This is a genomic window from Thioalkalivibrio sp. ALE30 (assembly GCF_000377465.1).
Lineage (GTDB): Bacteria > Pseudomonadota > Gammaproteobacteria > Ectothiorhodospirales > Ectothiorhodospiraceae > Thioalkalivibrio.
Genome location: NZ_KB898169.1, coordinates 109,035 through 131,587, shown reverse-complemented (window position 1 = coordinate 131,587; position 22,553 = coordinate 109,035). Strand labels below are relative to the sequence as shown.

The window sequence follows — 22,553 nt, the reverse complement described above, 5'->3', positions numbered from 1 at the left end:
AAGCCGGATACAAACCCCACACTGAATCAAAATTTCTGCCCTACACTGATATTTTCAGATGACCGAAAAGGAGAAAACCGATGCTGGGATGGGCCCTGTTGTTTCTGATTGTCGCGATCGTGGCGGGCGCGCTCGGCCTCAGCGGCATCGCCGGAGCCGCCACGCAGATCGCCTGGATCCTGTTTGTCGTGGGGCTGATCCTGGCCGTGGTCTTCTTCATCACCGGGCGCCGGCCCCCGCTTTAGCGAAACGCCCGTCTCCATCACCCCGGAGGCGGGTGTAACGGTAAGAAACACCGGTGTTACGCGACGTAACACACTGAAGAACCAGCCGGGCGCAAGTCACTGTTCCGCCCCGGCTGGCAGATTGGCGCGCAATTTGCAGAGAATCCCCGAAACGTGACCACGATCACCTTGGGGATGCCGCCCACGCCATGTCTGACGCGCTCGACAGCACCCGGGAGTTCCTCGGCGCCCACGCCCCGTTCGACCAGCTCGAGGCGGACGCGCTGGAATTCCTGCTTCCACGGCTGGAGAGCCGCTTCTATGCCCGGGGTGCCCGCATCACCGACCCTGAGGCCGGCCCCGCACAACGTTTCCACATCATTCGCCAGGGTCGCATCCGGGGCGAGACCCCCAGCGAAGACGAACAGCTCTCCGGCAAGGCCTGGGAACTGATCCCCGGCGAGTGCTTCCCGATTGGTGCCCTGCTGGGGCGACGCGCCGTGCACACCGTGCACCGCGCGGCGGAGGACACCGTCTGTCTGGAACTGAACCTGGAGGACTTCGACCGCCTGCGGGCACGCTCGAAGGTCTTCAACGACTTCTGCACCCGCCGCCTGGCCAATCTCCTGGACCGCCTGCAGCAGGGCCTGGACACCCTGTCCGCCCGCGACGGCGGGTCCGCCGGTCAGCTCAACACGCCCCTGGCGCTGCGCATCGCGCGCGAGCCCGTCACCTGCCGCCCGGAATCGCGCCTGCGCGAAGTCCTCGCCTCGATGCGCGACGAACGCGTGGGCTCCATCGTCGCGGTCGACGCGGAACAGCGACCAGTGGGGATATTCACCCTGCACGACCTGCTGGCGCGCGTGGCGCTCGCGGATGTGGACCTGGATACGCCGATCTCCGCCGTGATGACGCCGGACCCGGTTGCCCTGGCCGAAGACGCCCCCGGCTTCGAGGGCATCGAGGCGATGACCGAGCACGGCATGACCCACCTGTGCGTGGTGCGTGACGGACGCCTGGTCGGGGTGCTGGGCGAGCGCGACCTGCTGACCAGCCAGCCCCTGACCCTGGATGGCCTGGTCCGCGAGATCCGCCGCGCGGACTCGGTGGCGACCATCGCCGAGCGCCTGCGTCAGGTGCCGCGCCTGATCGAGGCGGTAGTCGGCCAGGGCGCGGAGGCGGACCAGGTCCTGCGTCTGATCACCCGCCTCAACGAGCACGCCACCCGCCGCGTGCTGGCGTTGCTGCGCAGTGAACACCCGAGCATCGAGGGCATCGACTTCACCTGGCTGGCGTTTGGATCGCAGGCCCGCGAGGAACAGGCCCTGGTCACCGACCAGGACAACGGCATCCTGTTCGATGCTGAGGCCGGTGATGCGGACGCCATCCGCGAGCGCCTGCTGCCCTACGCGAAGGCCGTGAACCAGGCCCTGGCGGAATGCGGCTTCACCCTGTGCCCCGGCAACATCATGGCCGGCAACCCGGAGTGCTGCCTGAGCGGCCCGGAGTGGGATCAACGCTTTACCCGCTGGATCGAGCAGGGCACCCCGGAGCACCTGCTCAAGAGCACGATCTTCTTCGACCTGCGCGGGGTGGACGGCGATGCCGGCCCGGTCGAGGCCCTGCGCACCCGGCTGCTGCAGAAGACCGCGTTCAACAGCCGGTTCCGCCGTCAGATGGCGGCCAACCAGCAGATGTTCCGGCCGCCGCTGGGCCTGTTCGGCGAGATCAAGAGCGGTGCCGAGGGCATCGACATCAAGAAGCAGGGGCTCACACCCTTCGTCGACGCCGCGCGCGTCATCGCGCTGGCCGCCGAGCTGCCGGCGACGCGCACCCACGACCGACTGGACCAGGCGGTCACCGCGGACGTGATGCGCGAAACCGATGCCCGCGACTACCACGCGGCGCTGCGCTACCTGCAGATGCTGCGCCTGCGCGCACAGCAGAAGGCCCTGCGCGAGGGGCGCGAGGACGACAACCGAATCCGGCCGGAAGAACTGGGCGCCCTGGAGGGACGGGTGCTCAAGGAGAGTTTCCGGCAGGCCCGCAAGCTGCAGGGACAGCTTGAGGTGCAGTACCAGCTGTGAAGGATCACGGCAAACAACAAAACCTTACGAGAGGAGCATCGTCATGTCACAAGAAGACCTGAGCCGGCAGGCGTACTGGCGGGCGCACCTGCGCCTGCTGGGCATCTGCCTGGCCATCTGGTTCCTGGTGTCGTTCGTGCTGGGCATCCTGGTGGCCCAGCCCCTGAACGCGTTCCAGCTGGGGGGCTATCCGCTGGGCTTCTGGTTCGCACAACAGGGGTCGATCTACACCTTCATCATCCTGATCTTCGTTTATGCCTGGCGCATGAACGTCCTGGATCGCAAGTTCAACGTCCACGAGGAGTAAGCCTGTCATGGATCAACAGACTCTAAGCCTGCTCGTGGTCGGGGCGACCTTCGCCCTGTACATCGGCATCGCCATCTGGGCGCGTGCCGGTTCGACCAGCGAGTTCTATGTCGCCGGGCGCGGCATCAACCCGATCGCCAACGGCATGGCCACAGCCGCGGACTGGATGTCCGCCGCGTCGTTCATCTCCATGGCCGGCCTGATCGCGTTCCTCGGCTTCACCGGGGGCGCCTACCTGATGGGCTGGACCGGCGGCTACGTGCTGATGGCCCTGCTGCTGGCCCCGTACCTGCGCAAGTTCGGGAAGTTCACGGTGCCGGAATTCATCGGTGACCGTTTCTACTCGAAGGCCGCGCGCATCATCGCCGTGATCTCCCTGATCGTGATGTCCGTCACCTACGTGATCGGGCAGATGCGCGGGGTCGGGATCGCCTTCTCCAATATCCTGGAGGTGCCGCTGGCCACCGGGCTGTTCGCCGGGATGGCGGTGGTGTTCATCTACGCCGTGCTCGGCGGGATGAAGGGCATCACCTACACCCAGATCGCGCAGTACGTGATCATGATCTTTGCCTACACGGTGCCGGCGATCTTCATCGCCATCACCCTGACCGGCAACCCGCTGCCGCAGCTGGGCCTCGGTTCCACCCTGCAGGGTTCCGATACCTACCTGCTGGATGCGCTGGACCAGACGATGGTGGATCTGGGCTTCCACGCCTATACCGAAGTGGGCGGCATGAGCCTGATGAACATGTTCCTGCTGACCCTGGCGCTGATGATCGGTACCGCGGGTCTGCCGCACGTGATCATCCGCTTCTTCACCGTTCCGCGCGTGCGGGATGCCCGCAAGTCCGCCGGCTGGGCGCTGGTGTTCATCGGCATCCTCTACACCACCGCCCCGGCGGTCGGTGCGATGGCCATCTGGAACCTGGTCAACACCGTGCATCCGGGCGAGATCGGCACCGAGGAAGGCCACCTGGCCCACGCGGACAAGCCGGCCTGGATGGAGCGCTGGGAGCAGACCGGTCTACTGGCGTTCGAGGACAAGAACGACGACGGCGTGATCCAGTACTACAACGACGCCAACGAAGAGTTCGCCGCGATGGCGGAAGAGGAATACGGCTGGGAAGGCTCCGAGATCGTGACCCTCGACCGCGACATCATGGTGCTGGCCAACCCCGAGATCGCCGGGCTTCCGGGCTGGGTGATCGCACTGGTGGCAGCGGGCGGTATCGCCGCCGCACTGTCGACCGCGGCGGGGCTCCTGCTCGCCATATCGTCGGCCATCTCGCACGACTTGCTGAAGGGCGTATTCATGCCCAGGATCAGCGAGAAGAACGAGCTGATGGCAGGACGTATCGCCATGGCGGTCGCCATCCTGTTCGCGGGGTACCTGGGGCTTAATCCACCCGGCTTCGCGGCCGAGGTGGTGGCACTGGCCTTCGGTCTGGCCGCGGCCTCGCTGTTCCCGACCCTGATGATGGGCATCTTCATGAAGAAGATGAACAAGGAAGGCGCGATCGCCGGCATGCTGGTCGGTCTCGGGACCACCCTGCTGTACATCTTCACGTACAAGGGCTGGTTCTTCTTCTCCGGCACCGCCATGCTCCCGGACAATCCGGACGGCTGGCTGCTGGGTGTGAACCCGACCGGCTTCGGCGCCATCGGCGCGGCCTTCAACTTCATCACCGCCTACATTGTGATGAAGATGACCAAGGAACCGCCGAAGGACATCCAGGACCTGGTCGAAAGCGTGCGCGTACCGCGTACCGAAAGCTGATGGACGGCCCCGTCATGCCTGGCAGCATCGGCATGGCGGGGCTCCCGTCACCATGTCTGGACGGAGTTTCAGAAGTAACGACGGGGTCGGCTCGGGTGCACCGGGTCGGCCCCTTTTATCTGGCACAAGGCCCGCGGGACAAGCGGCAATCGACCCGAACCCGGTCGATTGCCGGTTGCCCCACGCCCTGAACCCCAACGTATCCACGCCCCGGTGTCTCCCCGGGTATATCGCCACACGGACCCGCGCATGAACGGCGAACTCGAAGAGATCCGCGAGTTTCTCGATCTCTGCCCGGACCTGGCCCCCCTGCCGGCGGCCAGCCGGGACGCGATCGTGCGTCAGCTCACCCTGCGCTACCTGCGCGAGGGCAGCCGCTTCCCGCCGGACGCCGAGCCCGGCCTGTGGATCGTGCGCACCGGCACCCTGGAGATCCGCGACGCCCGGGACACCCTGCTGGACCGCCTGGGCGAAGGCGATCTGGTGCATATCGCCGCGTCACCGCAGACCCCGCTCGGCCCCGTGACCGAGGATGCCCTGGTCTACCACCTGCCCCTGGAACGCGCCCGGCAACTGGCCGCCCGCGACGGCGCCATCGCCCAGTTCCTCGCCGACGACGCGCCGCGCCCCCTGGCCGCCGGGGGGGCGCCCCACGGCCACGGGGACGACAACCGGCTGCTGACCACGCCAGTCCGCGCGCTGATGACGCCGAACCCGGTGCTGGCACCGAGCACCCTGAGCCTGCGCGAGGCCGCGCGCCTGATGGACCACGCCGACGTCTCCGCCCTGCTGCTGCACGCCCCGGACCGGCCGGGCGCCCCCGAAGGCATCCTGACCGACACCGACCTGCGGCGCGCCATCGCCAAGGGCATCGATCCCGGGCAACCCGTGGCGGAGTCCATGGCCGGCCCGCTGACCACCGTCCAGCGCGACACACCCGCCTTCGAGGCCCTGCTGCGCATGGCCCGCCACGACATCCACCACCTCCCCGTCGTCCACGAGGCGGACGGGACCCTGGCCGGCATGCTCTCCAGCACCGACCTGATCCGCCATCAGGGCACCAGCGCCGTCTACCTGGTACGCGACCTGCGCCGCGCCGACGATCTCGACGGCCTGAAGGCCGTGATGCAGGCCCTGCCCCGGCTGCAGGCCCAGCTGGTGGACTCCGGCGCGGATGCCGTGCAGCTCACGCAGACCATCACCACCGTGATCGACACCCTGACCCAGCGCCTGATCGAGCTCTGCGAGCGTGACCAGGGATCGGCCCCCTGCGCGTATGCCTGGCTGGCCAGCGGCAGCCAGGGCCGCCACGAACAGACCGTATTCACCGACCAGGACACCGCGCTCATCCTGGCCGACGACGCACCGGAGGGGGCCGGCGCCTGGTTCGAGGCACTGGCCCGCCAGGTCACCGCCGGCCTCGATGCCTGCGGCATCCGCGCCTGCCCCGGCGATGTCGACCCGACCCACCCGGACTGGCGCCGCCCCGCCGCCGACTGGGCCCGCGAGATGGAACGCGTGCTGCATCACCCCGCCGCGCGCGATGCGATGCTGGCCACCCACTATCTCGACATGCGCGTGATCCACGGGGACGCCACGCTGTTCGAGCCCCTGCGCCAGCAGGCCCTGGAAACCGGGGCGCGCCACGAGGCCCTGCTGAGCGCCCTGGCCGATCAGGCCCGTGACCTACCCACGCCGCTGGGCTTCTTCCGGCAGTTCGTGCTGGAGGACAGCGGCGAACACGCGGACACCCTGGACCTGAAGATGCGCGGCCTGCTCCCGATCGTGGCCATGGCACGGGTCTTCGCCCTGCATGCCGGCAGCGAGGCGCGCAGCACCGTGGAGCGCCTGCGCGCCGCCGCCCGCGCCGGTGTGATCAGCGACACTACGGCCGACAACCTGATCGATGCCTGGCGCTACATCGCCGAGCTGCGCGCCCGCCACCAGGCGCACCAGATCCGCAACGGCCAGCCCCCGGACAACGCGCTGGACCCGGCCGAGCTGTCCACGCTGGAGCGCAGCCACCTGAAGACGGCCTTCCGCCTGGTCAGCGACGCCCGCAAGACGGCGCTCGCGAACGCCGAGCGCGTCCACGGATGAACCGCTCGACTATGCCCGGCCCGGCCCCCGTCAGCTGATGGTCTGCCCGCTCAACCATCCCGACTGGCGCCGACCACCCGGGCACTGGCGTTTCTGCCGGGCCCGCCGGCGCGCCGCGCGCCGGGCCCCGCCGGGCCCGCTGCGTACGTCCCTGGAGACCCCCCTGCCGCGCGCCGGCCAGGCCGTCGCGGCCAGCCGCTTCCTCGCGGTCGACCTGGAGACCACCGGGCTGGATCCGGAGCGCGACCGCATCCTCAGCATCGGCTGGGTGGCGATGGACGGCGCCCGCATCGACCTGGCGACCGCGGACCAGCGCCTGGTGCGCGCCGAGGGCCCGGTGCCGGAGGCCAGCGCGGTAATCCACCGCATCACCGATCAGCGCGCCGCCGGCGGGGTCCCGCTGGATGCGGCGCTGGACGCCCTGTTCGAGGCCCTCGCCGGACGCGTCATGGTGGCGCACCATGCGGCGCTGGAGATCGGCTTCCTGGAACAGGCCTGCCAGCGGCTGTACGGCGTGCGCCCGCCACTGGCGATCGTGGACACCCTGCGCCTGGCGGAGACGGCCCTGCGCCGCGCGGGCCAGCCGATCCCTGCCCACGGGCTGCGCCTGCACACCCTGCGCGCGCGCTACAACCTGCCGGCCTACCGCGCGCACGACGCGCTGTTCGACGCCATCGCCGCGGGCGAGCTGTTCGCCGCCCTGCTGAGCCGGCAATCGCCGGACGGCAAGCTGCCGCTCGGGCGCGTGCTGTTCCGCCCCGCATGGCTCTGGTAGGCGCGGCCAGCACCCGGTTCGCATGCTATCCTCGCACCCACCATGGAAACCCTGACGGGGCTGGCCCCAGGCCACTCCCGCCCCCAAACAAGAAATCGATCTGGAGGCCCTGATGAGTGACAACATCGAGTCCACCCTCACCGAGACGCGCCACTTCGCGCCGCCGGCGGAGTTCACCGCAAACGCCCGCCTGAAGCCGGCCGACCTGGAGGCCCTGCACCAGAAGGCCGAGGCCGACTACGAGGGCTTCTGGTGCGATCTCGCGCGCGAGCAGATCGACTGGCAGACCGAGTTCACCCAGGGCCTGGACGAGTCCAACGCGCCGCACTACCAGTGGTTCGCCGACGGGCGCATGAACGTCTCCTACAACTGCATCGACCGGCATCTCGAGGTGCGCGGCAACAAGACCGCCCTGATCTTCGAGGCGGAGAACGGCGACACCCGCCACCTGACCTACCGCGATCTCTACAACGAGGTCGGCAAGCTGGCCAACGCCCTCAAGGGCATGGGCGTGGAGAAGGGCGACCGCGTCATCATCTACATGCCGATGAACGCCGAGGCCGTGATCGCCATGCAGGCCTGCGCCCGCATCGGCGCGATCCACTCGGTGGTGTTCGGCGGCTTCTCCGCGGACGCCCTGCGTGACCGCGTGGTGGATTCCGGCGCCAAGGTGGTCATCACCGCCGATGGCGGCGAGCGCGGCGGCAAGGTCGTCGGCCTCAAGGCCAACGTCGACAAGGCGCTGGATTCCAACCCCGGCGATGTCGAGAAGGTGGTGGTCTGCAAGCGCGCCGGCAACGACGTGACCATGCACGAAGGCCGCGACGTCTGGTGGGAGGACGCGGTGGACGGCGAATCCGTCGACTGCGAGCCCGAGTGGGTGGAATCCGAGCATCCGTTGTTCCTGCTCTACACCTCCGGCTCCACCGGCAAGCCCAAGGGCATCCAGCACTCCAGCGCCGGCTACCTGCTGGGCGCCATCGTCACCAACCAGTGGGTGTTCGACCTGCAGGGCGACGATGTCTACTGGTGCACCGCGGATGTCGGCTGGATCACCGGCCACACCTATGTCGCTTACGGTCCGCTCGCCGTGGGCGCCACCCAGGTCGTCTACGAAGGCACGCCGACCGTCCCCGACGCGGGGCGCTGGTGGAAGATGTGCCAGGACCACGGCGTGACCGTGTTCTACACCGCCCCCACCGCGATCCGCGCGCTGATGAAGGCCGGCCCGGACCTGCCGAAACAGTACGACCTGTCCAAACTGCGCCTGCTGGGCACGGTCGGCGAGCCGATCAACCCCGAGGCCTGGATGTGGTACTACACCACCGTCGGCCAGGAGCGCTGCCCCATCGTCGACACCTGGTGGCAGACCGAGACCGGCGCCAACATGATCGCCCCGATCCCGGGCGCGACCACGCTGGTTCCCGGCTCCTGCACGCAGGCCCTGCCCGGCGTCGCCGCCGACGTGGTCGACGAGCAGGGCAACAGCCTGGGCGCCGACCAGGGCGGCTATCTGGTCATCAAGAAGCCGTGGCCGCACATGCTGCGCACCGTCTGGGGCGACGACCAGCGCTACAAGGACACCTACTGGCCGAAGTTTGGCGGCAAGTACTATCTGGCCGGCGACTCCGCGCGCCGCGACTCCGAGGGCAACTTCTGGATCATGGGCCGCATCGACGACGTACTGAACGTCTCCGGCCACCGCATGGGCACCATGGAGGTCGAATCCGCCCTGGTCGCGCACAAAGCGGTGGCCGAGGCCGCCGTGGTCGGCCGCCCGCACGACGTGAAGGGCGAGGCCATCGTCGCCTTCGTGATCCTGCAGGGCGACCGCCTGACCGGCGACGAGGCCGACGCGATGATCAAGGAACTGCGCAACTGGGTCGCCGACCAGATCGGCCCGATCGCCAAGCCGGACGACATCCGCTTCGCCGACGGCCTGCCCAAGACCCGCTCCGGCAAGATCATGCGCCGCCTGCTGCGCTCCATCGCCAAGGGCGAGGAGATCACCTCCGACACCTCCACCCTGGAAAACGAGGCCGTCATCCCGCAGCTCCAGGGCAAGGCCTGAACCGGAGGCCGGGGTATCGCACCCCGGCCTTCCTCGTCCCCACCGTAGGAGCCCAGCCTCTGGGCGATCGGGCCTGTCCAGCACCCCATCGCCCAGAGGCTGGGCTCCTACAATTCGGGGGTATCATTCGTCATCACGTGCCCTTCCTCGCACCCCTATACGTAAACCCCAGGCCATCCCACGCATGAGCACCCACCATTCCGACAATCCCAAGGACCCGCCCCAGGCCCCGCGCCTGCGCGTACTGCTGGGCGAGGTCACCGCGATGGGCCCGGGCAAGGCCATGCTGCTGGAGGCGATCCGCGACCGGGGCTCGATCTCCGCGGCCGCGCGCAGTGTCGGTATGTCCTACCGCCGCGCCTGGGACCTGGTCGAAACCATGAACCAGAGCTTCCGCGAACCGGTGGTGGCCACGGCCAAGGGCGGCTCCGGCGGCGGGGGCGCACAGGTCACCGAATTCGGCGAGACGGTCCTGGCCCGCTACCGCGACATGGAACGCCAGGCCTGCGAGGCCCTGCGCGACGAACTGCACGCCTTCGCCGACTTCCTCGCCGAAGACCACAAGCCGTAACCAAAGCCCGAGCCTTGACGGCCCTCCCCCGGCCCCGCATCATTGCGCCAGTCGATATGCAAGCTGAAATATAACGCATCGCACAGCGCCAAAAAGTGCTCGTCACTGCGAGGAGCACCGCGATGAAGCACAAAAGCAGCGAAGCTGCGTTGAACGGCCAAAGGCCGGCCCGAAGGGCGAGCGCAGCGAGTAATCTCCCAACGGAGCCACCCGAGCCCACCAAAACCCAGCCACAGGGAACACCCCCAACGATGCACCTGCGCGCCCTCCTCCTGACCCTGCTCCTCCTGCTACCCGGCCTGGCCACCGCCAACGGCCCGCTGACCATCGCCGCCGCCTCCGACCTGCGCTTTGCCCTGGACGAGATCCTGGACGCCTACCGCGAGGCGCACCCGGACGACGCGGTACGCGTCACCTACGGCTCGTCCGGCCGTATGACCACGCAGATCATGAACGGCGCCCCCTACGACGTCTTCTTCTCCGCCGACATTGCCTACCCGCAGAAGCTGCGCGCCGAGGGCCACGCGGTCACCGAGCCGGAGGTCTACGCCATCGGCCGCATCGTGCTGTGGAGCAACCGCATGGATGCCTCCACGATGACGCTGGAAGACCTGCTGCGCGACGACATCCGCCGCGTCGCCATCGCCTCGCCCACCCACGCGCCCTACGGCGTGCGCGCGATGGAGGCGCTCAAGTCCGTGGGCGTCTGGGACGACCTGCAGTCCAAGATCGTCAACGGCGACAACATCGCCCAGACCGCGCGCATGATCCAGGCCGGCGGTGCCGAGATCGGCATCATCGCTCTGTCCCTGGCCGAGTTTCCGGACCTCGCCGAACACCCGCACTACCTGATCGACGACGCCCTGCACGAACCACTCACCCAGGGCTTCATCATCACCCGACGCGGTGAACACAACGAGACCGCGCACCGCTTCGCCGACTACATGAACGGCGATACCGCCCGCGACATCATGCGCCGCTACGGCTTCGTGATGCCCGGCGAAGAGCTGCCCGACGCCGCCGCCCAGTAACCCGACATGTTCGAGCTGAGCCACACGGACTGGATGGCGATCGAGGTTACCCTCAAGCTCGCGCTGTACACCACGCTGATCCTGCTGGTGATCGCCACGCCCATTGCCTGGTGGCTGGCCAATGGCCGTGCCCCCGGCGGCGTACGCACCGCGGTGCAGGCACTGGTCGCCCTGCCGCTGGTGCTGCCCCCCACCGTGCTCGGCTTCTATCTACTGGTCCTGCTGGGCCCCGCCGGCCCAGTCGGCAGCACACTGGAGAGCTGGGGCCTCAACCACCTGGCCTTCACCTTCCAGGGCATCCTGATCGCCTCGGTGATCTACTCCCTGCCGTTCGCCGTGCAGCCGCTGCAACAGGCCTTCGCCAACCTCGGCCGCCGGCCGACCGAGATCGCCGGCTCGCTGGGCGCGGGGCGCATCGACCGCTTCTTCACCGTGGTCCTGCCGATGTCGCGCGGCGGCTTCATCGTCGCCGCCACGCTCGCCTTCGCCCACACCCTCGGCGAGTTCGGCGTGATCCTGATGCTCGGCGGCGCGATCCCCGGCGAGACCCAGGTGCTGTCCATCCTGATCTACGACCACGCCGAGGCGATGGACTTCGCCTCCGCGCATCGCCTGTCGCTGGGCCTGCTGATCTTCGCCTTCGTGGTGCTGTTCGTGGTCTACGCGATCAACCGCCGCTTCGACACGGTGCGCCTGTGACCCGCCCCACAGGCGAAACCCTGCGCATCAAGGCGCGCCTCGAACGCGCGGGCTTCGCACTCGACGTGGACACGGCCTTTCCACTGGAGGGCGTCACCGCCCTGTTCGGCCGCTCCGGCTGCGGCAAGACGACCCTTCTGCGCATCATCGCCGGCCTGGAACATCCGCCCGGCGCCGAGGTGCACTTCGGCGGCACCGTCTGGCAGTCCGGCAAGACCTTCGTCCCGCTGCACCGCCGCCGCGTCGGCCTCGTGTTCCAGGAATCCACCCTGCTCCCGCACCTCTCCGTACGCGGCAACCTGCTCTATGGTTACAAACGCACGCCGGAACCCCTGCGCCGCCTGCACCTGGAAGAAGTAGCAGACCTACTCGGCATCACCGAGCTGCTGGGGCGCCGCGCCGACCAGCTCTCCGGCGGCCAGCGCCAGCGCGTCGCCCTCGGCCGCGCCCTGCTCACCAGCCCCGACCTGCTGCTGCTCGACGAACCGCTCAACGCGCTGGACACCCAGACCAAGCGCGAGATCATGCCCTTCCTCGCCCGCCTGTCCGAGGAGACCGGCATCCCCACCCTGCTGGTCACCCACGCCCCGGACGAGGTCGAACGCCTCGCCCACCGCGTCGCCTTCATGCACGACGGCCAGCTCGAACGCCTGGAGCCATTGCGCGACGCCCTCGCCCGCGCCGACTCCCCCCTGTTCCGCGACGAAGGCGCCGTCTCCGTCCTGCAAGGCGAACTGGGCCCGGCCGACGCCCACGGCCTCCACCCCTTCGGCCCGCCCGAGGCCCGCTACCGCGTACCATCCACACCGGGCGCCACCAACGGCGCCGGCCGCCCGGCCCGACTGCGCATCGACGCCCGCGACGTCTCCATCGCGCTGACCCCGCCCCAGGACGTCTCCATCCTCAACATCATCCCCGTGACCATCGAGTCGCTGGATGAGGCGCCCGGGCACCACGGCCCCGCCCGCATCCTGGCCACCTGCCGCCAGGACGACGGCCAGACCCTGATGGCCGAACTCACCCGCCTCTCCACCGAACGCCTCACCCTCCAGCCCGGCACCCGCGCCCACGCGCTCGTCAAGTCCGTCGCCTTTCTCGACTGATCACAGCGGGTGCCCTGCGTGCCGGGCCATCCGATATCGGCAAACAGAATGTCGAGCGTCGCGCAATGCGCTACACTTGACAAATGATCAAGTCGTTTCGGCACAAGGGACTGCGCCGTTTCTACGAATCGGGAAGCGTCACCGGGATACAGCCTCGGCACGCGAAGCGGCTGAGGATGCAGTTGGCGACCCTCGATACCGCTTCCTCAATCGAGGACGTGGATATCCCCGGCTTCCACTTGCACCCACTCAAGGGCTCGGCGCAAGGACGCTGGACCATCCGGGTCAGCGGCAACTGGCGCATGACCTTTGAGTTCCGTGACGGCAATGTCCACGTCTTGGACTACGAGGATTACCACTGATGAACATGCACAACCCTCCGCACCCCGGCGAGTTCATTCGCGAGGTCTATCTGGAACCGTTCGGGCTGAGTGCCCGCCAGCTAGCCAGCAAACTCGATGTCTCGCCTTCCACCCTGGGGCGCGTCCTGCAGGGTCGTAGCGGGGTCAGTCCCGAGATGGCGCTGCGTCTGTCCAAAACGCTCGGCCGTTCGCCGGAAAGCTGGCTGGCGATGCAGGACCAGCACGACCTCTGGTGTGCACGCAGGAACGTGAAGCTGGATGCCGTCCAGCAGATGCGGTTCGAAGATCAACCCGACAAGGGCCAACCAACGGCGTAGGCGGCATTGCACAGTCGGTGGGCATCACCGGGTCACACCTCGCTAGGACAAGGATTCGAAAGGCCTTTTAACATGTTCGATCCATCTATCTTCGTGAAAGACCATATGGTCTACCTCGTCGGCCTCTCCGCCATTCTGCAAATCATAGGGACATTGGTTTTGGCTCTCTTCTCATTCCGAGGAATAAAGATTTCTCCAAGCCTAAATACGTATGCGAACGGGAAGCCAGTTACACACGTAACGATCGTTGACGGCTGGCTACGAGCTGCACAGATTGGCCTAACCCTTGTTTTGGTGGGCATCGCCTTATCGGGAGTTGCAAGCGTTATTGACGCGGCCTGAGCGGCATGAGGATGAGCGGCATGAGGACACCCACTTTCTTCTCGCGACGCCCTCGCCCGCGTCGGAGATGGGTTCGGCGCTGCTTCGATGGAGGAGGCGCATCCTGTGTTGGGCTTGCGCTGTTCCAAGTCGGTCGTCATCCCGGGAACTGCGCTGTGGGGCACAGGGGTCTGTGGGGCACAGGGGTCAGACCTTGCCTTTTGCCTCCCTGCCACGACAGGGGCAAAAGGCAAGGCCTGACCCCTTAGGTGCGTGCTGCCACGACAGGGGCAAAAGGCAAGGCCTGACCCCTTAGGTGCGCTTAGGTGCGTGGACAACCCCCAGCCCTTCGCCCTCGAAGAAAATCCGGGTCCGACGTACAACGCCTTCGATCACGGGCTGATGCATGACGACTTCCGCGACTATCCCGGCGTGACTGGGGATGACCGCTTCATTTTAGGAACGGCATGCCGGCTCTTCCAGCACCTATTTACCTCAACTCAACCAAAAAAGACTATCGAGGATGCAGGCAGCGAAAAACACAGTCTAGTTGCGATCAGCAGCTTCCCGAATCCCATTCCCACTGCCTAGTCATCGCATTATAGCGACGTTCAGCTTGGAAGCGAATTTGCCGACCATCATCGTACGTACGAAAGCAATCTCCGTTGTTGCAGCGAGTGTTGCATACCGTTCTGCCTGGTTGGGAGGCAGGTCTGGCTGGAAAATTTGGAGACTGGGAGGTTTGTCGAGGTTGGGAGCGTGGCAGGTCTTCGAGCACTGAAGAAGCGACCCACCCAACCGTATGCCCACTTCCCAGATAAACTTCATGCCATCCGTCAACTGTATCCAGTATATGGACCTTGGTGCCTTTGGTAGCCTGGGTTATAACTTCATAAGAAGTGGATCCGCCCGCTCGTACGTTGGCCGCGGATGGTGAAATCTTTCTAACGGCAAGATTCTCGGTAAAGGAGCGTAAATTTCGTTCGATGTTTGTCTCTGCACCTTGGTGCCCAGCTTGCGCCGCTAAAGCGAACCAATATAATGCCCAAGCGGAATTCTCTTCGACTCCGACCCCATCTAAATATGCAATTCCAAGATTGTTTTGCGCGTTCGGTTGGCCCTCTTTGGCGGCGAGGCGATACCAGCGAGCGGCCTCTTCGGGATCCTCGCGGACACCGATGCCACGGCTGTACATGACGCCAAGGTTGTATTGTGAGGTGAGGTCCCCTTGGTTAGCTGCACTAAGGAACCAGCGAGCTGCTTCGGAGGGATCTTCTTGGACTCCACGGCCAAAAAAATAAGCCTCGCCAAGATGGTGCTGCGCGGTTGGATCGCCCTGTTCAGCAGCTTTCAGATACCAGTTCGCCGCGCGCGCGTAATGGTCTTCAAGGTGGTCAGCGGTCTCATATAAAATGCCTAGGTTGAGCTGTGACATCATGTCCCCGCGTTCGGCGGCTTTTTCGTACCAGTAGATGGCCCTAGACAGGTCTTGTGTAACGCCGTTCCCGTGTTGATAGTTGTACGCGAGGTTGAATTTTGCGTCGACGAAGCGATTTTCCGCGGACCGTCGGTACCAATCCATCGCCTCGGAAGGGTCTTGATCAACGCCAAACCCCAGGTCGTACGCCATCCCGAGGTGATACTGAGCGTCTGCGCTCCCTTCGTTGGCAGCTTTCCTAAACCAGTGCACAGCAGTCTGGTCATTTCGCTGCACTCCATTCCCACGAGCATATAGGAGGCCTAGTTGGTATTGCGCTTGCGGGTTGCCTTGTTCAGCTGCTTTGGTAAACCAATAGGCCGCACGCGAGTAATTGTGCTCGACGCCTTTCCCGTCTCGGTATAGTTTTGCGAGTTCGCGTTGAGGCGATACGATGCCCTGTTCGGCACCTTCCTTGTAAAGTTCGTAGGCGGACTCGTAATCCCCTTGGTTATATGCGGCGAGTGCTTGGAGGTAGGTTGGGTGGCCGACCCCTGGGATCAATAGCGCAATTGTTAGGAATACAAGTCGTTTCATTGGTTTCGTCCCTGAGGTAGGTTTAGACGGGCATCCGCGTCCCTGAGTGCGAGAGGCTATTTGGCTTGGCGAAGGCAATCCGCTCTAAAGGCCTTCGAGGTTGGTGAGCAGGACGAGATTGATTGTCTGGTCCTTAGTCGGGTTCCAGTCGGTCGTTTTGCATCCGGCGTTAGCGGATGGGGCGAAGGTATTGTTTCAAAGCGGGGTGCGGGTCGCAAGACGGAGAATTCGCCAGGAGGTGGTAGAAAGTCCACCGCCGATTGGTTCCGCAGTCGAGGAAAAATGGGGGCTGGGTGGCCACGGGTGATTGCTCACCCGCGGCTCCCACAGATCCGGACGTGCGCGATTGACGCATCCGGCTCCTCGGTGTAGCAAATGCTACGTGGCGTACACACGGTGAACCACGCGTGCTGGCTGGAGCGGGTGACGCTGGAGCAGGCGGTTGAACTGGATCCAGTTCAGTTGCGCCGCTCGGGATCGGCGGCTGAGCCACTTGCGCCAACGGCCCTGAACCTCGAAGCGCAGACGTTGCAGCGCCTTGACGTTCCCGGTGATGCCAAAGTAGGCATCATGGCCGCGAAGCTTGCGATTCAACACCGTCCGTTGTTCCGCAAACGGAAGACTAGGACACCCACGTTCCCTGCCGCGTTATGGCGAGGCCCCGCCGGGGCCGTGGCCATCTCCGAACGCGACCCCAGACGTCCGCCTCGATCAGCGCCAAGGACATCCACAGAGATCGCCACGGCGCTACGCGCCTCGCGATGACGGTGTTTGCTTCTCCGTCGTGATGAAACCTCAGAGGGGCGACGAAGACGAGGAGACCCATCGTTTCCGTTCCGCAACGTGCGGTCAGCGCCCGGGGTTGCTTGCGGACGGGTGGCCAGACTGTATGCTCGGGCGCTCCGCAAACATTGCCAGCGAGAACCACCGCCATGGGTACGCCTGCCAACCCGCCGCATCCGGAACAGCCCGAAGGGCCGAGCCAAGCCGATCAGGACGGCTTTGCCGCGTTCGAACGCGGCGACTATCGAACCGCCGGGGAGCTCTGGGCGGCCAGTGCCGAGGCGGGCTCCGCCTGGGCCCAGTTGGGCATGGGGATTCTGTATGCCGACGGTCTGGGCCTTGAGGCCGATACCGAGCGTGCGCGCGGGTACTGGGAACAGGCCGCGGCGCAGGGGCTGAGCGATGCCAGCTTTAACTTGGGTGTGATGGCGGAGAAGGCGGACCCGGCCGATACCGAGGCCGCCCGACACTGGTATGGCCACGCGGCCGAGGCGGGTCACGTCGTGGCGCAGAACAACCTGGCCGTGCTGCTGCAGAACGCGGGCGACGAGGCCGCCGCCACCGAGGCCGTCCATTGGTGGAAACGCGCCGCGGAGCACGGCGACCCCGACGCCCTGAACAGTCTCGGCGTCGCGCATCAGCAAGGCAGCGGATGCGCGCGCGACCGGGCTGCGGCAGCCGAGTACTACGCCCGGGCCGCCGAGGCGGGACACCGTGACGCGGCCTTCAACCTCGCCCTGGCCCTGGAACAGGGCGACGGTGTGGCAACGGACATGGCCGGGGCCGCCCACTGGTATCGGCAAGCCGCCGAGGCCGGAGACCCGGACGCCGCCGCCCGCCTGGGCAACCTCTGCCGCGACGGCAACGGCACGCAGGAAGACCTGACGGCGGCGGCCCACTGGTATCGCGCCGCGGCCGAAGCCGGGCATCCCCAGGCCCAGGCGAACCTGGGTGTCCTCCTGGAACGAGGGCTTGGGGTGACTCAGGACGAGTCGGCCGCGGCCGCCTGGTACCTGGCCTCGGCGCGGCAGGGGCTGGCCCCGGCCCAGTACAATATGGGCATCGTGCTCGCCGAGGGCCGTGGCGTGGAGGCCGACCTGCCCGGCGCCTGGGTCTGGTTCGCGCGCGCCGCCGATCAGGGCCACAAACCGGCCGCGGAGGCCCGCGACTACGTTCACCAGCAGCTCACCCCGGAGCAACGCCGCGACGCCGAGGCGCGCAAGGCCGAGATCTCCCGCTAGACCACCAGCGCGGGCAGCCGAAGCGCAGCAAGCAGAGGCCGACCAGCTCGCCCCCCCGCCCCGTCATGGCGAGGCCCCGCAGGGGCCGTGGCCATCTCCAAACGCAGCCCCCGACGTCCGCCTCGGCCAGCGCCCGGGCATCCCGTCAGCGATCGCCACGGCGCTGCGCGCCTCGCGATGACGGTGTCGGCCTGCGAAGGGGACACCCATCTTGACCCTATCCAGTCTTCAGCTCGCGGCCTTGTCCGGATGGGCCTGCCGGGCATCCAGGTCCGTGCCGGCAAAGAAGAGCCTGCGATAACGCCCCGGGGTGGTGCCCGTCAGCCGCCGGAACAGCTCCCGACAAAAAGATACGTCCTCGTATCCGACAGCAAAGCTGATCTCCTCGATGGACATCGTCGTAGTCTCGAGCAGGTGTTTGGCCCTTTCGATACGCAGGTTCTGCAGGTAATGCACCAGGGATACGCCGGTGGCCTGCTTGAAACGCCGCTTCAGGGTGCGTTCGGCCAGGCCGGATTCCTCGGTGAGCAAGCGGATCGCGGAGTGTTCGGCAAAATGCTGGCCCAGCCAGTCCTCGCACTGCCGCATTCGGGCGTCGGTATGGTCGGATTTCCGCACCAGCGGGGTATAAGGCCCCTGGCCTTCATCGTGCCACTTGAGTAGATACACCTTGGCGATGCGGATGGCCTCCACCGGGCCCAGATGGCGCGCGATGATATGCAAGGCCAGATCGTGCCAGGACGTGGTACCCCCGGCACTGACCATCCGCCCCGATGGGTCCGCCAGGACCAGATTGGGTTCGGGCAGGAATCGTACTTCCGGATAGTCGCGCCGGAACAGGTCCTGATACCCCCAGTGCGAGGTGGCGGCACACCCGGCCAACAGACCCGTTTCGGCCAGCATGATGGTGCCGGAACAGGCCGAGTAGATCGATTTCCCGCCCTCGTAACAGTCGCGAACCCAGCGCATCAGTTCCGGGTACCGGCCATGGAAGGATTCATCCGGGCCCAGCCACAGCTCGGGCAGGATCACGATGGACGCCTCCGGCTGGTCGCGAATCGCGCAATGCGGCTGCACCGGAATGTCGTTTCCGCACAGAAAAGGCTTGCGTTCGCGGGCGACGATGCGCACCCGAAACCCGGCCTGGCTGACGGGCTCATGGCGAAGGCGTTGCCAGAGATTCCCGGCGGCCGACAGCACGTCCACCATGCCGTACAGCGCGGAACCTGCGGTTTCGGGGACGGCAACGATCAGCACCTCGACAGGCATGTCCGAGCGGCTCATCTGCGTCCTCCGGTGGCACGAACGCCACGCTTCTGGCTCGTCTGCCGCTTATGCGGTCGATTCCCCGGTTATAGCCTAAAGCTGCGTCACCATCCGATGGCGCGCAATGGTCCCTTCTCAAACGGAGAACAGCCATGAACACGCAGAACACGATGAACGGCCTGAACGTGGATCAGATGACCACGACCGTGCAGGCCCTGCAGGACAACCGCGAACTCGCGCAGTTCGAGTTCCGCGCCCGCAACACCTGGATCAGCGGAGGCGAGAATCGATCGACCATCAAGGACTTCTATGGTGCGGGTGCCGAAGACGCCTCGCGGGATACCGGGTGGGAATTCACCAACGGGGAACCGCCGGTACTACTCGGCAAAAACGAGGGCGCCAACCCGGTTGAATACCTGCTCCATGCACTGGCGGGATGCGTGACCACGACGACCGTGCTGCACGCCACCGCCCGGGGTATTCGTATCCATTCGCTTTCGACCGAGCTGAAAGGAACGATCAATCTGGAAGGTCTTCTGGCGCTTAATGACGAGGTCCCTGCGGGCTACCAGGACATCGCCATCCAGATGCAGATCGACGCGGACTGCAGCGAGCAAGAACTGGACGACCTGCTCGGGTTTGCGCAGGACCACTCGCCGGTCTGCAACACGGTCTGCCGACCGGTCCCCGTCAGGATCGAACGGGTCTCTCATGCCGGGCGGTCGGCGGCCTGACGTCAGCGCCTGGGTGAACGCGCCCCTTGCAAGCGACCCGGTTTACAGGGTGACGGCGGCGCCAGCAGTACGCGCCGCCGTCTGCTGCGAAGGCCAAGGCTGGACCAGGGACGGTCCAGCGCTATAGCGAAGGCGCGAACGTGAGACCCATCTTCGCTCCCCACCGTTATTCGAGGCTGGCGCGATCCGCAGAATCAACGGGTCCGACCTTGCCTTTCGCTTCATGCCAACCCATTGAGGCTCTGGCCCCTGCTACATCCAGCACGGGCAGGAGCTTCGCCTGCAAGCAGGCTCCCACGGGCAACCGGGGGGGCAGACCTTGGCTCTTGTGCCCGCAACACGGGACGGGCAAAAGGCATGGTCTGACCCCTTCGGTACGGCCCCCTCGGTGCGCGCGTACGGAACCACTGCCGCAGTAGCGAAGGTGCGACGTGGTAACCGCAACATCCGCTCCCCCGCCGCAAGATTGTGGAAGCCACCCCGACCGGGCCAAGCCAGAATCCTGGATAAAGGCCGCGCGCACGCATCCCTGTGGCGGGGCCCATGACGGAGAAAAGGCTACGCCCGGCCCGCGGCCGGCCAAGCCATGGACCCCAGGAGGTGCCTCATGTACGACCACTCGATCCGGCCCACGGGAACGCTTCGCCGCCTGGCTGCATGGGCCGCCGCGCTCGCCCTGGCCGCCCCCTTGGCGAGCCTGGCGGCCGACGACGGCCAGGCCTTTATCTGGGCGCCGGACGCCCCCGATCTCGAATGGAACCCCTGCCCGGCCTTCATGCCCGACGACTGCCGCCTGGCTGTCCTCCAGGGCGACCCGGCCGAGCCCAACGCCGATGTGTTCTTCCTGCTGCCCGGCAACAGCACCGCGCCCCACCACTGGCACACCAGCGCCGAGCGCATGGTGCTGGTCCAGGGCGAGATGCAGGTGGACTACGACGACCAGGAACCGGTGGTGCTTCGACCCGGGACCTACGCCTATGGCCCGCCGCGCCTGGCACACACCACCCACTGCATCTCGGACGAGGACTGCATCCTGTTCATCGCGTTCGAAGAGCCGGTGGACGCGCACGAGACGCACGGTCACTGAGGGCAGCCGATCCCTGCCATTCGGGCTTGACGCCCCGGGCTCGTTCCAACGGGCGGGCAGAACGACAAGCCTTTGCGCAATGCGCCGGGTCTCGGCGCATTGCCGTCAACGAGGTAGGCAGGCGAATACGCGCCTTATTCGGTAGCGGCGTCGCGGGGCCACTCGCGAAAGCCTTCGCGAACGGAAAGGCAGCGGGTATACCCCAGGTCCCGCAGCAGCTCGGCGGCGCGCAGGCTGCGCCGGCCGCTGTTGCACAGGCACAGCAGGATCTGGTCCTGGGTGACGTGATGCCGGTTAATCAGGGAGATGAAGTGCTGGAAATCGCGATCGTCCGGCTCGTCCGCGTCCAGCAGCTCCTGCTCTTCCTCCGACAGGCCCCGACCCAGTAGCTGCTTCAGGCGGAACAGGGGCACCGGGACCGCCCCTTCCACCTCGCCCTCCAGTTCCAGCTCGAAGGGCTGACGGATATCCAGCAGCACCGCCAGACCAATATCCACCAGTTCGCGGGCCGCGTTGACGCTGATCTCCAGCTTTGGATCGTCCGTCTCGTTCACCATGCAGGCTCCTTTTGCGTCGGGGTTGTGAGGGCGCACGGGGTTCGCTTCAGCAGGCGCCCCTAGTTCCGATAGATTTCGCGAAACACCGCATGATTGCAAAAGGCCCGAAGCCCGACGCGCACGCGCGCTGGCCCTGCAGCGCCTCCACACACCAGTCCATGCCGCATGCATTGGGCCCCGTGGTTGTACGCGCCGGCCGAATCACCGGTCTCTCGCCTGCTCGAAGCGATTTTCGGGCACTATCGCAAGGGCAATCGTCCCCCATGGAGGCCCCCTTGACCGACGAGACTACCGGTGGAACCGAAGGCACGCTTCCCCTGCAACGCCTGGCCGGCTGGGCGCTTCGCGGCATCGCCGCCCTGACGGGCCTCGGCGGACTGCTGGCCTCGCTGGCCTTCTGGATGCTGGCGCAGGAGACACCGGAGCTCCCATGGCCGCACGTCTCCCTGATCCTGCTGCAGATCCTGTTCGGGATAGCCGTAGTCGCTTGGGTCGCGTTGTTGTGGCGACGCGCCCGGGCACTGGGAGCACTGGATACCCGGGACTATCCCGCCATCACCTGCGTTGTCGTCTGCATGCGGCTGGCGGGCGAGTTGCTGGCAACCGGCGTGGCCCTGTTCGCGCTGGCCCTGTCGGTGATCTCCCTGACGGCCGCAGAGCCCTTCGCGGGCGCAGCCGTTGCCGCGTTCGGGCTTGAAGCGGAACAGGTGGAAGCAATCGGCTGGGCACTGGCCGTGCTTGCAGCCCTCCTGTGGCCGCTGGCCGGGCTGTTTGCGGCCGGGATGATCCTGTTCGGGGCCTACCTGTTCGCCGACGCCATGATGGCCATGCTGGAGTACGTACGCGACCTACGGCGGATCCGCGAGACACTGGCATCGACCAGCGGGCGCGACCCGGAATGAGATGGCGGCCGGGCCAGGACCGCGGGTACCGGCCCGACCGGCGACCCACCACCTTGGGCGACCCTCGGCGCGGTTGATGTGGCTCAAGGTTTGGCGCGCGGGGCCGTTTCATCTGTCATCAGGGTAATGCCGCCGCCGGTGGCGTCCGCTGCCATGCGCGCGAACAAGGCGCGGCACCTGCCGGTAACACCGCAGCCGTCCGCGCACGACGCCCGCCCCCGGAA

22 protein-coding genes are annotated in these 22,553 nt (G+C 66.5%); 18 read left to right on the top strand and 4 right to left on the bottom strand.

All coding sequences use genetic code 11. From position 1 onward, the window contains the following. Positions 1-80 precede the first annotated feature (80 nt). From D107_RS13585 to D107_RS14015, 14 genes are all read left to right on the top strand, one after another. The gene (locus D107_RS13585) at positions 81-245 is read left to right on the top strand and encodes a DUF1328 domain-containing protein (RefSeq protein ID WP_018866545.1); all 165 of its coding nucleotides are present in this window, start codon (positions 81-83) and stop codon (positions 243-245) included. Between the two features lie 188 nt (positions 246-433). Then, positions 434-2,311, top strand: coding sequence for a DUF294 nucleotidyltransferase-like domain-containing protein (locus D107_RS0103665; RefSeq protein ID WP_018880807.1), 1,878 nt, complete (start codon positions 434-436; stop codon positions 2,309-2,311). A 43-nt stretch (positions 2,312-2,354) separates the two neighbouring features. Further along, positions 2,355-2,618 (top strand): DUF4212 domain-containing protein, encoded by a 264-nt coding sequence (locus D107_RS0103660; RefSeq protein WP_018866543.1) that lies wholly within the window; start codon positions 2,355-2,357, stop codon positions 2,616-2,618. Between the two features lie 7 nt (positions 2,619-2,625). Further along, a complete protein-coding gene (locus tag D107_RS0103655; protein WP_018866542.1) occupies positions 2,626-4,395 on the top strand; it encodes a sodium:solute symporter family protein in 1,770 nt (589 codons plus the stop codon). A gap of 249 nt (positions 4,396-4,644) precedes the next feature. Next, complete coding sequence (locus tag D107_RS0103650) at positions 4,645-6,495, top strand: putative nucleotidyltransferase substrate binding domain-containing protein (protein WP_018880806.1); 1,851 nt, start codon at positions 4,645-4,647, stop codon at positions 6,493-6,495. Positions 6,496-6,658: 163 nt separating this feature from the next. Continuing rightward, positions 6,659-7,270 carry an exonuclease domain-containing protein gene (locus tag D107_RS0103645; RefSeq protein ID WP_026280734.1) on the top strand — a complete coding sequence of 204 codons (612 nt, stop codon included), beginning with the start codon at positions 6,659-6,661 and terminating at the stop codon, positions 7,268-7,270. Between the two features lie 112 nt (positions 7,271-7,382). Beyond that, positions 7,383-9,341, top strand: a complete 1,959-nt coding sequence (gene acs, locus D107_RS0103640; protein WP_018880804.1) for an acetate--CoA ligase — start codon at positions 7,383-7,385, stop codon at positions 9,339-9,341. Between the two features lie 184 nt (positions 9,342-9,525). Further along, positions 9,526-9,912 carry a winged helix-turn-helix domain-containing protein gene (locus D107_RS0103635; RefSeq protein ID WP_018880803.1) on the top strand — a complete coding sequence of 129 codons (387 nt, stop codon included), beginning with the start codon at positions 9,526-9,528 and terminating at the stop codon, positions 9,910-9,912. A gap of 251 nt (positions 9,913-10,163) precedes the next feature. Next, positions 10,164-10,943 (top strand): molybdate ABC transporter substrate-binding protein, encoded by a 780-nt coding sequence (gene modA / locus D107_RS0103630; RefSeq protein WP_018880802.1) that lies wholly within the window; start codon positions 10,164-10,166, stop codon positions 10,941-10,943. Positions 10,944-10,949: 6 nt separating this feature from the next. Further along, a complete protein-coding gene (modB, locus tag D107_RS0103625) occupies positions 10,950-11,642 on the top strand; it encodes a molybdate ABC transporter permease subunit (RefSeq protein WP_018880801.1) in 693 nt (230 codons plus the stop codon). Continuing rightward, a complete protein-coding gene (gene modC / locus D107_RS0103620; RefSeq protein ID WP_018880800.1) occupies positions 11,639-12,745 on the top strand; it encodes a molybdenum ABC transporter ATP-binding protein in 1,107 nt (368 codons plus the stop codon). The genes modB and modC overlap by 4 nt, the downstream gene beginning before the upstream one ends. An 83-nt stretch (positions 12,746-12,828) precedes the next feature. Next, on the top strand, positions 12,829-13,107 hold the full coding sequence (locus D107_RS0103615; protein ID WP_018880799.1) for a type II toxin-antitoxin system RelE/ParE family toxin: 279 nt from the start codon (positions 12,829-12,831) through the stop codon (positions 13,105-13,107). After that, positions 13,107-13,424 (top strand): HigA family addiction module antitoxin, encoded by a 318-nt coding sequence (locus tag D107_RS0103610; RefSeq protein WP_018880798.1) that lies wholly within the window; start codon positions 13,107-13,109, stop codon positions 13,422-13,424. Before D107_RS0103615 ends, D107_RS0103610 begins: the two co-directional genes overlap by 1 nt. 651 nt (positions 13,425-14,075) lie before the next feature. Further along, a complete protein-coding gene (locus D107_RS14015; protein WP_155988090.1) occupies positions 14,076-14,336 on the top strand; it encodes a hypothetical protein in 261 nt (86 codons plus the stop codon). Here the strand turns inward: D107_RS14015 and D107_RS13580 are convergent. Both D107_RS13580 and D107_RS0103600 read right to left on the bottom strand, forming a co-directional pair. Further along, complete coding sequence (locus D107_RS13580) at positions 14,302-15,759, bottom strand: SH3 domain-containing protein (RefSeq protein ID WP_081619350.1); 1,458 nt, start codon at positions 15,757-15,759, stop codon at positions 14,302-14,304. The two genes, D107_RS14015 and D107_RS13580, sit on opposite strands and share 35 nt — an antisense overlap. A gap of 378 nt (positions 15,760-16,137) precedes the next feature. Beyond that, entirely contained in the window at positions 16,138-16,356 is a 219-nt protein-coding gene (locus D107_RS0103600; protein WP_081619349.1) for a group II intron maturase-specific domain-containing protein, read from the bottom strand. Between the two features lie 335 nt (positions 16,357-16,691). Here D107_RS0103600 and D107_RS0103595 point away from each other — a divergent pair, with 335 nt between their 5' ends. Further along, a complete protein-coding gene (locus D107_RS0103595) occupies positions 16,692-17,783 on the top strand; it encodes a tetratricopeptide repeat protein (RefSeq protein ID WP_018876210.1) in 1,092 nt (363 codons plus the stop codon). A gap of 228 nt (positions 17,784-18,011) precedes the next feature. Here D107_RS0103595 and D107_RS0103590 read toward each other — a convergent pair whose 3' ends face one another. Beyond that, positions 18,012-19,067, bottom strand: coding sequence for a GlxA family transcriptional regulator (locus tag D107_RS0103590; protein WP_018880795.1), 1,056 nt, complete (start codon positions 19,065-19,067; stop codon positions 18,012-18,014). Positions 19,068-19,201: 134 nt separating this feature from the next. On the opposite strand from D107_RS0103590, the gene D107_RS0103585 reads away from it, so the two are divergent. Then, on the top strand, positions 19,202-19,783 hold the full coding sequence (locus D107_RS0103585; RefSeq protein WP_018866529.1) for an OsmC family protein: 582 nt from the start codon (positions 19,202-19,204) through the stop codon (positions 19,781-19,783). A gap of 607 nt (positions 19,784-20,390) precedes the next feature. Then, positions 20,391-20,870 carry a cupin domain-containing protein gene (locus tag D107_RS0103580; RefSeq protein ID WP_018876208.1) on the top strand — a complete coding sequence of 160 codons (480 nt, stop codon included), beginning with the start codon at positions 20,391-20,393 and terminating at the stop codon, positions 20,868-20,870. A 134-nt stretch (positions 20,871-21,004) separates the two neighbouring features. On the opposite strand, the gene D107_RS0103575 is transcribed toward D107_RS0103580, so the two are convergent. Continuing rightward, on the bottom strand, positions 21,005-21,427 hold the full coding sequence (locus D107_RS0103575; RefSeq protein WP_018866527.1) for a rhodanese-like domain-containing protein: 423 nt from the start codon (positions 21,425-21,427) through the stop codon (positions 21,005-21,007). 275 nt (positions 21,428-21,702) lie between these two features. Here D107_RS0103575 and D107_RS0103570 point away from each other — a divergent pair, with 275 nt between their 5' ends. Further along, a complete protein-coding gene (locus D107_RS0103570; protein WP_018876206.1) occupies positions 21,703-22,329 on the top strand; it encodes a hypothetical protein in 627 nt (208 codons plus the stop codon). The last annotated feature ends 224 nt before the right edge of the window (positions 22,330-22,553 follow it).

What these genes read in the sequence shown, in the direction of transcription:
- D107_RS13585 (WP_018866545.1), top strand. Translation starts at nt 81, where the DNA reads ATGCTGGGATGGGCCCTGTTGTTTCTGATTGTCGCGATCGTGGCGGGC.
- D107_RS0103665 (WP_018880807.1), top strand. Translation starts at nt 434, where the DNA reads ATGTCTGACGCGCTCGACAGCACCCGGGAGTTCCTCGGCGCCCACGCC.
- D107_RS0103660 (WP_018866543.1), top strand. Translation starts at nt 2,355, where the DNA reads ATGTCACAAGAAGACCTGAGCCGGCAGGCGTACTGGCGGGCGCACCTG.
- D107_RS0103655 (WP_018866542.1), top strand. Translation starts at nt 2,626, where the DNA reads ATGGATCAACAGACTCTAAGCCTGCTCGTGGTCGGGGCGACCTTCGCC.
- D107_RS0103650 (WP_018880806.1), top strand. Translation starts at nt 4,645, where the DNA reads ATGAACGGCGAACTCGAAGAGATCCGCGAGTTTCTCGATCTCTGCCCG.
- acs (WP_018880804.1), top strand. Translation starts at nt 7,383, where the DNA reads ATGAGTGACAACATCGAGTCCACCCTCACCGAGACGCGCCACTTCGCG.
- D107_RS0103635 (WP_018880803.1), top strand. Translation starts at nt 9,526, where the DNA reads ATGAGCACCCACCATTCCGACAATCCCAAGGACCCGCCCCAGGCCCCG.
- modA (WP_018880802.1), top strand. Translation starts at nt 10,164, where the DNA reads ATGCACCTGCGCGCCCTCCTCCTGACCCTGCTCCTCCTGCTACCCGGC.
- modB (WP_018880801.1), top strand. Translation starts at nt 10,950, where the DNA reads ATGTTCGAGCTGAGCCACACGGACTGGATGGCGATCGAGGTTACCCTC.
- D107_RS0103615 (WP_018880799.1), top strand. Translation starts at nt 12,829, where the DNA reads ATGATCAAGTCGTTTCGGCACAAGGGACTGCGCCGTTTCTACGAATCG.
- D107_RS0103610 (WP_018880798.1), top strand. Translation starts at nt 13,107, where the DNA reads ATGAACATGCACAACCCTCCGCACCCCGGCGAGTTCATTCGCGAGGTC.
- D107_RS13580 (WP_081619350.1), bottom strand. Translation starts at nt 15,759, where the DNA reads ATGAAACGACTTGTATTCCTAACAATTGCGCTATTGATCCCAGGGGTC.
- D107_RS0103595 (WP_018876210.1), top strand. Translation starts at nt 16,692, where the DNA reads ATGGGTACGCCTGCCAACCCGCCGCATCCGGAACAGCCCGAAGGGCCG.
- D107_RS0103590 (WP_018880795.1), bottom strand. Translation starts at nt 19,067, where the DNA reads ATGAGCCGCTCGGACATGCCTGTCGAGGTGCTGATCGTTGCCGTCCCC.
- D107_RS0103585 (WP_018866529.1), top strand. Translation starts at nt 19,202, where the DNA reads ATGAACACGCAGAACACGATGAACGGCCTGAACGTGGATCAGATGACC.
- D107_RS0103580 (WP_018876208.1), top strand. Translation starts at nt 20,391, where the DNA reads ATGTACGACCACTCGATCCGGCCCACGGGAACGCTTCGCCGCCTGGCT.
- D107_RS0103575 (WP_018866527.1), bottom strand. Translation starts at nt 21,427, where the DNA reads ATGGTGAACGAGACGGACGATCCAAAGCTGGAGATCAGCGTCAACGCG.